This window comes from Faecalibacillus sp. TM498 (assembly GCF_020589955.1).
In the GTDB taxonomy this organism is placed as follows: Bacteria; Bacillota_I; Bacilli_A; order Erysipelotrichales; family Coprobacillaceae; genus Faecalibacillus; species Faecalibacillus intestinalis.
Genome location: NZ_JAJDKB010000001.1, coordinates 95,397 through 107,627, shown reverse-complemented (window position 1 = coordinate 107,627; position 12,231 = coordinate 95,397). Strand labels below are relative to the sequence as shown.

Sequence of the window (12,231 nt, the reverse complement as noted above, 5' to 3'; positions counted from 1 at the left end):
AAAGATGTTAGATGGAGAAGATTTAAAACAATATAAAGAAATGATTTTATTTAAAGATGTGCAACAAATGTTTTTTTAAGCGACTCAAAAGTCGTTTTTAAAATAGAAAATCATTTTTTCTACTTCTTTTAAATTATCATTTTTATTTTTTTCTATGATCCAAGTTTCATTATGATAGGGAATAATAAGTTTGTTAGTTTTTGAAGTAGCATTTTTTAAATAGGATGAAGGAATTTGTACAAGTTGGTTTCCTTTGCGGTCATAAAAAGTTAAGCCTGATTGCCAATAGGCAAGTAAATACATTTTATGGACTCTTTTATAAGTGATATAAAGTAAGAAAATGATTAAAATGCAACATAAAGTAACCATATCAAAATGATGTACTTGAAATTGAATGAAAATGCATAATAATAAAACGATTATTAAAATAGGACATGCGAATAAAAAAGCATAAGCTTGATAATAACCAGATACAAAAAGATGAGGTTTATTAAAGATCACTGCTTCTTGTTGTATCTTTTTTTGTGATTTTTTGGTAATGATTTTTTCTGTTTGCTTTTCAATCGCTTTGGTTATTAATTCTTGAATTATATGATTCAACATAAAATCACCTCATCTATAAAGTAACATAAAAATAAAGCAATAAAAACAATGGAAGAGGTTACATTTATATATTTTTTATGTTATTGTAAGAAACGGAGGAAATTTTATGGATTATGAATTATTAGAGAAAGCTGCCATGACAAAATATGAAATGTCTAAAAAAGATCCGTTTCGTTTTTTTATAAGAAGTATTGTGGCAGGTCTTTATTTAGGTCTTGCGACCATTTTATCTTATACATTGGCAGTTTTACTTGTAGAACATCATGTAATTGCGGCTAAGATTGCATTTGCGGGAGCTTTTGGAATTGGTTTAGTGATTATTGTTTTACTTGGATCAGAGCTATTTACGGGAAATTGTTTTACCACGATGTTTCCAGTTTACCATAAAAGATTAAAATTTTTAGATATTTTACCAATGTGGGGAATTTGTTATGTAGGAAACTTCGTGGGAATTTCCTTGATTTGTTTTTTATTTATTAGAAGTGGTGTTAATCATGAAGCGATGAATCAATATCTTGCAAACGTCGTTTCTAATAAATTAAGTTTTGATGGTTTAGAACTTTTTATTAAAGGAATTCTATGTAATTTTATTGTATGTGCGGCTGCATTTGTTGGCATGAAACTAAAAGAAGAAATGGCTAAAACATTTATTATGATGATTATTGTCATGACATTTGTTTTACCAGGATTTGAACATAGCATTGCGAATATGGGAACATTTTCTATGACCTTTACCGCTTTGGGTACAAGCATATCTTGGAGTGGGGTAGGATTACATATGTTACTTTCGACTTTAGGAAATATTATTGGGGGAAGCATTCTTCTTGGCTTACCAATCTATTTAATGATTCGACCAAAAAAAACTAGCGAATAAGCTAGATTTTTTTAATAGCATGGTAATTAATGAATTCAATATCCTTCGTCATTTCTTTAACTTTTTGACTACATAAGAGATCTAATTCATGAGCACGTCTTAAATGATAAGAAGATATTTGGTAAAGTTTCCAATCAATCATGGCAGGATGGCACATCAATTCATAATTTTTAACATCTTTATGTAAAATCGTATCAATCATTTCAAAAGTTGCATCTTGGTTATAGAAAAGTTCTTCAAAATAAACAGGTTCAAAATCTTTTTGTAAGTATGTTTCTTGACGAATAGGTAAATCATATTCATGAGCTAGCTTTAATGCAACATCAATATTGCTATTAAGTAAATGAACATGATGATGAGAATCTAGATGGGTTGGTTTATGGCCCATGATTTTAATAAATTTTTCAATTTGAGCTTTCCATTCTTGATAAAGCTCTTCTTGAGATACGATAGCTTCTCTATTTGTATAAGTATCTCTTGATTTAAAATTTCCTTTTTCATCAACAAAACTTACATTTGTTAAAGGTTTTCCTACTGTAATATTCAAATGAACACCTAAGCCTAAATTTGGATAGTCTTTTGTCATTTCTAAATATTTTTCAATGTTTTCCATATTCATCATACAAGTAGTTGAAGTTAAAATACCATCTCTATGCGCTTTTAAAATACCTAAACAAACACCTTCAGATAAACCATAATCATCTGCGTTTACAATTAATCTTTTAATCATAGTAAACCTCCTAGTTATATTATAAAGAAAATAAGTGAACTATGATACAAAAAATGGTAAAATACATACAAAGAAAGTGAGATGAAAATATGAAAGAACTCATAGTGGCGACAACCAATCAAGGAAAAGTTAAAGAAATTCAAGCAATGTTAAAGGATTTAAATATTGAAGTCAAATCTTTAAAAGATGTTTATGATGATGTTCCAGATATTGTTGAAGATGGAAAAACATTTAAAGAAAATGCTTTGATTAAAGCAAAATATGTTGCTGATGATTTACATAAAATTGTTTTAGCGGATGATAGTGGCATTGAAATCGATGCTTTTGGAAAGCTTCCAGGAATCTATTCTGCTCGCTTTTTAGGAAAAGATACCCCTTATCCAATTATCAATCAAGCAATCATTGATGCAATTGAAGGTAAAGAAAGAACATGCCGCTTTGTATGTGCTCTAGCTTTATGTATTCCAGATCAAGAACCTATCTTGATTCAAGAAACATTTGAAGGTGAAATTCATGATCATATTGCCGGGGTCAATGGTTTTGGCTATGATCCAATTTTCTATTTCCCACCTTGTCAAAAAACAAGTGCAGAGATGACTTTAGAAGAAAAAAATAAATACTCACACCGTGCTAAAGCACTTAAAAAATTATATGCAATTTTAAAAGAATTATAGAAGGAGATAAAAATGAACCATATTGTATTAGTACACCCAGCAATTCCTCAAAATACTGGAAATATTATGAGAACATGTGTCGCAACCAATACAGCGTTACATATTATTAAACCTATGTCATTTGAATTAGATGATAAAAAAATGAAAAGAGCGGGGCTTGATTATATTAAAGATTTAGATTTACATGTCTATGAATCTTATGAAGAATTCAAAGCTAAAAACCCAGGAGAATATCATTTTTTTACACGCTATTCAAAACTTTGTTATACGGATCAAGATTATAGTGATAGTTCTAAGGAACATTATTTATTCTTTGGACATGAACATGATGGAATTCCTAAAGAAATTTTAAAAGAAAATTTAGATCGTTGTGTACGTATTCCAATGTCAGATAAAGTAAGAAGTCTTAATTTATCTAACTGTGCAGCACTTACGATTTATGAAGTTTTAAGACAACAAGATTATCCAAACCTTTCTAAAGTAGAAGTTCAAAAAGGTGAAGAATTTTTATATGACTTATAGTAAAAAAGATATACTGACAAGTATATCTTTCATGCTATTTATCATTTCTTTTTCTGTTGTTTTTGTTGCCTTTTTTAAACCACTTTATTATTTTGATATTCATCATTTAAAACTTGTTGAAAATACACATTATACATATCAACAAATTAAAGAAAATTATCAAATCTTAATACATTATCAATCTATCTTTTATCAAGGAAAACTTGTTTTTAAAGATTTTATCATGTCAAAAGGTGGACGTATTCATTTTGAAGAAGTGAAACGCATTTTTGAAATAATTCAAATGGTATGTTTGCTTACTTTTTGTACAACTTCTTATTTGGTTTATAGACAAATTAAACAAAAAGAATATCGCTTTTTTAAATTGACAGCCATTTTAACGATTGTCATTCCTTTGATTTTAGGCTTCTTTGCTTTTATTGATTTTGATCGTTTATTTGTGATGTTTCATCAATTGGTGTTTAGTAATGATTATTGGCTTTTTAATCCTCGTCTAGATCCAATTATTAATATTTTGCCTGAAAACTTTTTTATGCATTGTTTTATATTGATTGTTTTTATTGTTTTATTCAGTGCATTTATTTGTTATAAAATCTATCAACATTATCAAAAAACGATTCTAGCTATTGATAATCATGAATCGTATACTCTTTAATTTGATTATATTTTTTATAACGTAATGTTTTAAAAAACATATAAATAAGTAAAAGAAGATGAAAAAGACAGATACTCAAATAAATAAGATCACGCAATTGTAAGTATATATAGTAAAAAAGGCCAATAATGAAGATATCAACAATATAACAATAAAAAGGTATTTGACTAGAAAAGAGTTTGGATTTTTTAAGCATTTTTAACAGCTTTTGACGATCAATTAATAAAATATCATTGACAGCAGCTAATTGATAAGCGGCTTCTGTAAAATAAGAATTGGTAATAACGATTGCTCGATCTAAATGATAGTAAGAAATACCACCATATGCTTGTTGAATAGCGCTGACACCAATATTTTTTTGATATCTTTTACATTGAAATCCATAAGAAACTTGATTCTTTTTGGCAAGAAGATCAATGCCGTAATCACCACTTGCTTGAGTGATTTTGACAGAATGATAACCGCTTTTAATAAGCAATTTTTGAATCAGTAACTCAAATTCAAAGCCAGAAAGTTGATCGATTTTATTTTCATTGATATGTAAACAAAAAATATTTTTATAAAATTGAAAAATCCAATGTATAAGTGTTTTAATAAACCAATAAGGATATAAAAGAAAAATTTTATAAATAAAAGACATAAATTCACCTCTACGTGATTATAACATAAGGAGTATTCTATGAAAAAACTACTTTTTAAAATGATTATAATATTATTAGTTATTATTACTGGTTTTTGTGGGTACTATGGTTATTTAGGCTATCAAATTTACCAAGATAAAATCCAAGAACAATCTTTATCTGAAAGAGTCAATCAACTAAAGAGTAAAGAAGATTATGTAACTCTTGATCAAATTTCACCGATATATAAAGAAGCAGTATTAGAAAGCGAAGATCGACGTTTTTATCAACATGGTCCTGTAGATTATTATGGTTTAGCACGTGCCATGTTTATAAATATTACAACCTTTTCTTTTAAAGAGGGTGGTTCAACTATTACGCAACAACTTGCTAAAAATCTTTGTCTTTCTTTTAAAAAAAATCTTTCACGTAAATTTGCGGAAGTCTTTATCGCTAAAGATTTAGAAGATCACTATAGTAAAGATGAAATTTTAGAAATGTATTTGAATATTACTTATTTAGGTGAAGGGAACTATGGGATTCAAGCAGCAAGTCAATATTATTATCATATTGACGCAATAGATTTAAATAAGCAACAATGTGATATACTAGTTAAAACTTTAAAAAGACCAAGTGTTTATAATCCATCTAAAGTGAATTAAAAGACAGCAATTAAGCTGCCTTTTTTTCTAAACATTTTTCACAGATACCTGACATATTGATATCAATAACATCAATATGATGCTTGTACGTTTTTTCAAATTGTTTAATAATTTTTTTATCATTATTATCAAGATCATAGATTGTTTGGCAACAGTTACACATAAAGTGCATATGTGGTTGAATATTGCCATCATAGTGAACCATGGTATCTCCTAAATCGAGTTTTTTGATTTGTTTTGTTTCAACAAGTTGATTTAAATTACGATATACTGTTCCTAAGCTTAAATGGTGATAATCTACTTTTAAGTCCTGATAAATCATTTCTGCAGTAGGGTGATCGTATCTATGTTTTAAATTGTTGAAAATGAGCTCTCTTTGTTTAGAGTATCGAATCTTAATTTCTTTCATAATTTTCTCCTAATAGTAATGGTTACTATTATTATAAATAAATACCATACATCTGTCAAATCAATCCAAATTGAAGAAATAGTAAACAAAGAATAAAAGAAAGAATTCCATGATAGAGACGAGAAAGAAAATATTTTTTAAAAGAATAGGGAATAGCTTCTAAGAGATTATCAGCTTGCATCATAACGGAAAAACCACTAAAAGAGAGAAAGAAACATACAAAAGGAAGCATTTTTTTGGACTGATGAATGATCTTTAAAGAGCCACTACTAAATTCTAAAATTCCTTTAAGATAATCAAAAGAAAATTGAGGAAAAACATCTTGTAAAAAAGAAACAAAAAATTGGAAAATCAACATATATCCTAAAATAAAGAGGAAAGCATAGACACTGGAAAGAACACTTTTTTTAAAGGCTTTTACAAAAGAAAGATGTGGTTGTTTTAAAGTTTGTCGTACTTGTTTAAAGGTAAGTTTTTTTTGAGGATGGTGATAAAATAGGGCAAGTATGAGACTTGGTAGAAGATGACAAATAAAAATCAAAAGAGAATAGGGGGTGTTTAAGGAAACAAAAATAAAAGAGATGGAACTAAAAGAAGCAATGGAGAGAAGATGTTGAAGTTCATCAAGATCGATATAATGAAGTTCATAAGCTTCTTTAATAATTTTGATATTGGTTGGATAACCACAAAAAAAGGAGACAAAATAAAGAGAGGACATCATTGGTGTCAATGAAAATAAATTATAAAAAGGAATTTGTAAAAAATAAGCAAGGATATCTAAAATACCTAGATTTAAACAAAGTGAAACAAGAATCATAAACGGAAGTAAAGAGGGTAGAAGATTTTTAAAGACAATGGTAATGACATCATGGCTGACATCAACAATTGTTGACATATGAAAAAAAGAAAAAAGTGTTAAAAATGTGACAAAGAGTAAAGTAAAATAGTCATTATATCTTTTCATAGCGTCTCCTAATTGGTAGAATACTTAAAGAGGTGAAAGAATGAAAGCAATCTTAGTATTAACATCAACAAATCCTTTTTATGAAGAAGAATTAAAATCTTTATGTGAGGCGTGTCATATTGAAGTGATTGATGTTGTGATTCAAAAACTAGAAAAAATAAATCCAGCAACGTATATTGGTAAAGGTAAAATTGAAGAAATTAAATTAAAACTTCAAGATGAAATGGTTATCTTTGATGATGAATTGACACCATTACAAGTTAAAAACTTAACGGATTTACTTGAAACAGAAGTTACAGATCGAACAGATTTGATTTTACGTATTTTTGATGAGCGTGCTAAAACAAAAGAAGCTAAATTACAAGTAGAAATTGCTCGTGATCAGTATTTATTACCACGTCTTGTGGGAATGCAAGAACATATGTCTCATCAACAAGGTGGTTCTGGTTTTAGGGGCTCAGGTGAAAAACAAATTGAACTTGATCGAAGAATTATTGCTAGAAAGCTTGCCCGCTCTCGAAAAGAACTGGCTGAAATCGTCAAACAAAGACAAGTACAAAGACAAAGAAGAAAGAATAACCAAATTCCGGTTATTGCTTTAGTAGGTTATACAAATAGCGGAAAATCGACTTTATTGAATACGTTATGTCCTGATAAACAAAAGAAAGTTTTTGAAAAAGATATGTTATTTGCGACTTTAGAAACATCCACAAGACATATTAAAATAAAAAATCATGATTGTTTACTTACAGATACTGTTGGTTTTATTGAAAGATTGCCTCATCATTTAATTCAAGCTTTTCGTTCCACTTTAGAAGAAGTAAAAGAAGCAGATCTTTTATTACATGTTGTAGATACAAGTTTTGAAGACTATCAAATGCAAATAGAAACAACCAATGAAGTCTTAAAATCATTAGGGGTTGAAAATACACCAATGATTTATGTTTATAATAAAATTGATTTAAATAAATATGCTTATATCCAACCACAATCACCTTATGTTTTTATTTCAGCAAAATATAAAAGAGGTCTTGATTTATTAGAAGATGAAATCTCACATCTTCTCTTTAAAGATTATGAAGTATTTGAACTCTCTATTCCTTATAGTCAAGGAGAAGATTTTAAATATTTACATCAACATTGTTATGTAAAAGAAATAGAATACTTAGAAAAGAGTATTTATTTGAAAATAGAAGCAAGAAAACAAGAAATAAAGAACTATTTACATTATTGTTTAAAACATTAAAAAAATAAGCCAAAATGGCTTATTTTTGATATATACGATTAAATTGGAATTTATCTTCTGAAGTTAAACGAATACCTAAACGTTTTAAAGTATCGATATCTGTTTCAGATAAGATGACTGATGAATGGGCTTCACAGTATTGTAATTGTTCAATACATGATAAAGCTTTTTTAGCGTTTTCATTATTATTTGCAGAAATAGCTAATGAAAGTAAAATTTCATCTGTATGTAAACGAGGATTCTTATTTTTTAAGATTCCTTTTTTTAGTTTAGCAACAGGTTCAATAACTTCAGGTTCAATTAGTAAAATATCATCATCAATATTGGCAAGATATTTTAATGCATTTAATAAACACGCTGAAGCACTTCCAAGTAAAGATGTTGTTTTACCAGTGATAATATGTCCATCATTAAGTTCAATCGCAAATCCTGGTTCGTTGGTTTTTTCTTCGATTTCTAATGCATGATTGACACATTTACGATCTATAGCTTTTAAATCTAAAGTAAGCATGATGGCTTCAATTTTAGAGATTGCTGATTTATCAACAAGACCACGTTTAAAATCAAGTTTTGTTTGATAATAACGACGAATGATTTCTTGTTTACTTGCTTCTTTACATGCTTCATCATCAATAATTGCATTTCCAGCCATATTTACACCCATATCAGTAGGTGATTTATAAGGACAAGTTGACATGATTTTTTTGAATGTTGATTCTAAAACCGGAAAGATTTCAACATCTCTATTATAGTTGACAGTTGTTTCGTTATAAGCTTCTAAATGGAATGGGTCAATCATATTGACATCATTTAAATCTGCTGTAGCTGCTTCATAAGCTAAGTTTACAGGATGTTTTAAAGGAATGTTCCAAATAGGAAATGTTTCAAATTTTGCATATCCTGCTTTAATACCATGAGTGTATTCATGATAAAGTTGTGATAAACAAGTCGCCATTTTTCCACTTCCTGGACCAGGCGCTGTTACGACAACAAGTGGTTTTGTTGTTTCAATGTAATCATTGATTCCAAATCCTTCTTCCGAGACGATTTTTTCAATATCATTTGGATAACCTGCAATAGGATAATGCCTAAAGACTTTAATTCCTAAGTTTTCTAGTTTCTTTTGAAAAGCAATAGCATGTACTTGGTTTTCAAAACGTGTAATTGTAACACTTCCAACATAAAGTCCAATGTTTTGGAAAGCGTCAATCAATCTTAAAACTTCTAAATCATAAGTGATTCCTAGATCACCACGCATTTTATTGTTTTCAATGTCATTGGCGTTAATGACAATAATAATTTCTGCATCTTGTTTCAATTCTAATAACATTTTTAATTTACTATCAGGTTCAAATCCTGGTAAAACACGAGATGCATGGTGGTCATCAAATAATTTACCACCAAATTCTAAATAAAGCTTGTTATCAAATTGTTTGATACGTTCTTTGATATGTTTTGATTGTAATTCAATGTATTTTTCGTTACTAAATCCAATTTTTCTCATCTTTCATTTTCTCCCTGTTCCTTATTATATATAATTTGTCTTATTTTTAAACAAAATAATAATTATTTATCAATATTGAAGAAATATCAATATTTTGATAAAATTATGGTTATTAAAAGGGGGATTATTATGAATCTTAAAAATAGAAATTTTTTAACATTAAAAGATTATTCAAAAGAAGAAATTAGATATTTATTGAACTTAGCACATCAATTAAAAGCTGATAAAAAAGCAGGAAAAATTGGACAACATTTATTAGGGAAAAATGTATGTTTGATTTTTGAAAAAACATCAACAAGAACACGTTGTTCATTTGAAGTGGCTGCTTTAGATGAAGGTGGACATGCTACATTTTTAAGTAACTCACAAATGGGGAAAAAAGAATCCATTGAAGATACAGCTAAAGTATTAGGTAGAATGTATGATGGTATTGAATTTAGAGGATTTAAACAAGAAACAGTAGAAGCTCTTGCTAAATATTCAGGGGTTCCAGTTTGGAATGGCTTAACTGATGTTGATCATCCAACACAAACACTTGCTGATTTTCTTACAATTGAAGAACATTTAGATAAACCATTAGAAGATATTAAATTTGTCTTTACTGGAGATATTCGTAACAATGTATGTTATGGTTTAATGTATGGAGCTGTTAAAATGGGAATGCATTTTGTTTGCCTTGGTCCAGAATCATTACATATCGATCCAGAAGTACTTGCTTATTGTAAGGAAGAAGCTAAAAAATCGGGTGGAACAATTGAAGTGACAGATAATGTAGATGAAGCAGTAAAAGATGCAGATGTTATTTATACAGATATTTGGGTAAGTATGGGTGAAGATGAAAGCTTGTATAAACCAAGAGTAGAAATGTTGTCACCATATAAAGTTACTCAAGAAATGATGAGTAAAACAGGTAAAGATTCAACATTATTTATGCATTGTTTACCATCATTCCATGATTTTGAAACAACTGTTGCTAAAACCAAACATGACGAAGGAATCGATATTCGTGAAGTTGAAGATGAAGTCTTTAGATCAAAGAATTCTGTTGTTTTTGATGAAGCTGAAAACAGAATGCATACAATTAAAGCAGTTATGGTTGCGACAATTGGAAGAGATGCGTAAGCATCTTTTTAAAATTAACTCTTTTTTAAGCAAATTGTTTAATTTTGTGCTATGATAATTTTAGGTGATCATCATGAAAGGCAAGACATATGTACTTTCTGACATTCATGGTAATTTTGAAATATTCAAAAGAATGTTAGATAAAATACAATTTAATAGTCATGATCAACTTTATATACTTGGAGACATTTGTGATCGTGGACCTTGTAGTTTGGATATTTATTTTTATATTCAAAAATTTGATAATATTACCTTACTCAAAGGGAACCATGAATATATGATGCAAGAGGCTTTAAAAGAAGCCATTGATCACGATGATTTTGATTTTCCAAGTTGTGAATTTAAGCTTTGGTCACAAAATGGCGGAGAAAAAACGATTGAAAATATTCGCCAATATCTACGTAAAAAGAAATTGTATCATTGTGATTACACCATTGTAAGAAATGTTTTTTTAAGAAATCTCTATAATTATCTTAAAAACTTACCTTTGTATTTAGAATTAACAGTCAATAATAAAGATTATGTTCTAGTTCATGCTGGAATTGATCCTGAAAGAAATCTTGATGATCAAGAAGAGGATACTCTTTTATGGATTCGTGATTATTTCTTTTTAAGTGAATGTGATTTAAATAAGACTTATATTTTTGGTCATACCCCACTTTGTTTTATTAATAGAGATCAAAGTTTTAATGTTTGGTATGATGATGAATTTCATAATAAAATTGGAATTGATGGGGGACTTGCTTTAGGAGAAAGAGGTCAACTTAATTGTATTTGTTTAGATGATGGACAAGTATTTGTCCTTAAAATGAGTGAGGTAAACGATGCGTAGTGCTTTTTATGCTTTAATTAATTTTATCAATACATCAAAAGTAGATGATGTTTATTCCAATGCAGCAAAGATGATTTTAGAAAATATTAATAAAATACCAGAATATAATATTACGGATGTGGCAGAAATGTGTTTTGTTTCTACAGCGACGATTTCAAGGTTGTGTCGAAAATTAAATTATGAAAGTTTTAGTGACTTTAAAATGGATGTCACCATGAATTTACGTTATTTTAATCATGATTCCATGCGTATGCAATTTGATCATCAATTGCCTGTTTTTCCTATTGAAGGAAAAACAACCAAAGATTTATTTATCGATCATTTTGAAAATATTGTACAAAACTTAAGATCAACTTATGAAATGATCGAATTTGAAGAATTAGAAAAACTGGTAGATCTTATTTATCAAAGTAATGAAATTTGTTTTGCGGGAAACTTTTTTACTCAGTCAGTTTCCATGCAACTACAAATTGAATTATCTTATTTAGGAAAGAAATGTACAGGAATGTATCCTTTACAAAGTCAAAAAGAAGTGGTTCATGATTTAACAGAAAATGATTTGATTATTGTTTCTTCGATTGCAGGAGGTTATTGGCAAGATCATCCAGATATGTTAAGAGAGATTGCAAAAAGTAAAGCACATAAAATATGTATTACTCAAGTAGAAAATATACCATATCAAGAGCAATTTGATATGATTATTCAAGTAGGAACAGATCATTTATCTTTGATTGGTAAGTTTTCTATTACGTACATTTTTGAATTATTAGAAGCACTTTATCATATAAAATATGGAAGAGTATAAGAAAAAGGG

At 28.5% G+C, this 12,231-nt stretch carries 15 protein-coding genes; 9 read left to right on the top strand and 6 right to left on the bottom strand.

Annotated elements, in window-relative coordinates:
* Positions 1-84 precede the first annotated feature (84 nt).
* Complete coding sequence (locus tag LJD32_RS00575; RefSeq protein WP_227391480.1) at positions 85-603, bottom strand: hypothetical protein; 519 nt, start codon at positions 601-603, stop codon at positions 85-87.
* A 106-nt stretch (positions 604-709) separates the two neighbouring features.
* Between LJD32_RS00575 and LJD32_RS00570 the strand changes: the two genes are divergently transcribed.
* Positions 710-1,477: a formate/nitrite transporter family protein gene (locus LJD32_RS00570; protein WP_175300973.1), complete on the top strand. Its 768-nt coding sequence runs from the start codon at positions 710-712 to the stop codon at positions 1,475-1,477.
* A gap of 1 nt (position 1,478) precedes the next feature.
* Here the strand turns inward: LJD32_RS00570 and chbG are convergent, their stop codons facing one another.
* Entirely contained in the window at positions 1,479-2,207 is a 729-nt protein-coding gene (chbG, locus tag LJD32_RS00565) for a chitin disaccharide deacetylase (protein ID WP_227391481.1), read from the bottom strand.
* 89 nt (positions 2,208-2,296) lie between these two features.
* Between chbG and rdgB the strand changes: the two genes are divergently transcribed.
* Genes rdgB through LJD32_RS00550 form a run of 3 tightly spaced genes read left to right on the top strand, consistent with a single transcriptional unit; the run spans position 2,297 to position 4,058 of the window.
* On the top strand, positions 2,297-2,881 hold the full coding sequence (gene rdgB / locus LJD32_RS00560; protein ID WP_119363677.1) for an RdgB/HAM1 family non-canonical purine NTP pyrophosphatase: 585 nt from the start codon (positions 2,297-2,299) through the stop codon (positions 2,879-2,881).
* 12 nt (positions 2,882-2,893) lie between these two features.
* Positions 2,894-3,403 carry a tRNA (cytidine(34)-2'-O)-methyltransferase gene (locus tag LJD32_RS00555; protein ID WP_032090495.1) on the top strand — a complete coding sequence of 170 codons (510 nt, stop codon included), beginning with the start codon at positions 2,894-2,896 and terminating at the stop codon, positions 3,401-3,403.
* Entirely contained in the window at positions 3,393-4,058 is a 666-nt protein-coding gene (locus LJD32_RS00550) for a TIGR01906 family membrane protein (RefSeq protein WP_227391482.1), read from the top strand. The genes LJD32_RS00555 and LJD32_RS00550 overlap by 11 nt, the downstream gene beginning before the upstream one ends.
* Here the strand turns inward: LJD32_RS00550 and LJD32_RS00545 are convergent.
* Positions 4,027-4,698: a restriction endonuclease gene (locus LJD32_RS00545; protein ID WP_119363675.1), complete on the bottom strand. Its 672-nt coding sequence runs from the start codon at positions 4,696-4,698 to the stop codon at positions 4,027-4,029. The genes LJD32_RS00550 and LJD32_RS00545 overlap by 32 nt on opposite strands.
* 39 nt (positions 4,699-4,737) lie before the next feature.
* Between LJD32_RS00545 and LJD32_RS00540 the strand changes: the two genes are divergently transcribed.
* The gene (locus tag LJD32_RS00540) at positions 4,738-5,340 is read left to right on the top strand and encodes a transglycosylase domain-containing protein (RefSeq protein ID WP_032090493.1); all 603 of its coding nucleotides are present in this window, start codon (positions 4,738-4,740) and stop codon (positions 5,338-5,340) included.
* A gap of 10 nt (positions 5,341-5,350) precedes the next feature.
* On the opposite strand, the gene LJD32_RS00535 is transcribed toward LJD32_RS00540, so the two are convergent.
* Positions 5,351-5,749: a transcriptional repressor gene (locus LJD32_RS00535; protein WP_147579530.1), complete on the bottom strand. Its 399-nt coding sequence runs from the start codon at positions 5,747-5,749 to the stop codon at positions 5,351-5,353.
* 55 nt (positions 5,750-5,804) lie between these two features.
* Positions 5,805-6,713 carry a hypothetical protein gene (locus tag LJD32_RS00530; RefSeq protein ID WP_147579531.1) on the bottom strand — a complete coding sequence of 303 codons (909 nt, stop codon included), beginning with the start codon at positions 6,711-6,713 and terminating at the stop codon, positions 5,805-5,807.
* Between the two features lie 40 nt (positions 6,714-6,753).
* Here LJD32_RS00530 and hflX point away from each other — a divergent pair, with 40 nt between their 5' ends.
* Complete coding sequence (hflX, locus tag LJD32_RS00525; RefSeq protein ID WP_227391483.1) at positions 6,754-7,959, top strand: GTPase HflX; 1,206 nt, start codon at positions 6,754-6,756, stop codon at positions 7,957-7,959.
* 19 nt (positions 7,960-7,978) lie between these two features.
* Here the strand turns inward: hflX and LJD32_RS00520 are convergent, their stop codons facing one another.
* Positions 7,979-9,463 carry a DUF1846 domain-containing protein gene (locus LJD32_RS00520; RefSeq protein ID WP_032090489.1) on the bottom strand — a complete coding sequence of 495 codons (1,485 nt, stop codon included), beginning with the start codon at positions 9,461-9,463 and terminating at the stop codon, positions 7,979-7,981.
* A 123-nt stretch (positions 9,464-9,586) separates the two neighbouring features.
* Between LJD32_RS00520 and argF the strand changes: the two genes are divergently transcribed.
* The 3 genes from argF (at position 9,587) to LJD32_RS00505 (ending at position 12,222) form a co-directional block, all read left to right on the top strand.
* Complete coding sequence (gene argF, locus LJD32_RS00515) at positions 9,587-10,585, top strand: ornithine carbamoyltransferase (RefSeq protein ID WP_227391547.1); 999 nt, start codon at positions 9,587-9,589, stop codon at positions 10,583-10,585.
* 73 nt (positions 10,586-10,658) lie between these two features.
* A complete protein-coding gene (locus LJD32_RS00510; protein ID WP_032090487.1) occupies positions 10,659-11,417 on the top strand; it encodes a metallophosphoesterase in 759 nt (252 codons plus the stop codon).
* On the top strand, positions 11,410-12,222 hold the full coding sequence (locus LJD32_RS00505) for a MurR/RpiR family transcriptional regulator (RefSeq protein WP_032090486.1): 813 nt from the start codon (positions 11,410-11,412) through the stop codon (positions 12,220-12,222). The genes LJD32_RS00510 and LJD32_RS00505 overlap by 8 nt, the downstream gene beginning before the upstream one ends.
* Positions 12,223-12,231: the final 9 nt, after the last annotated feature.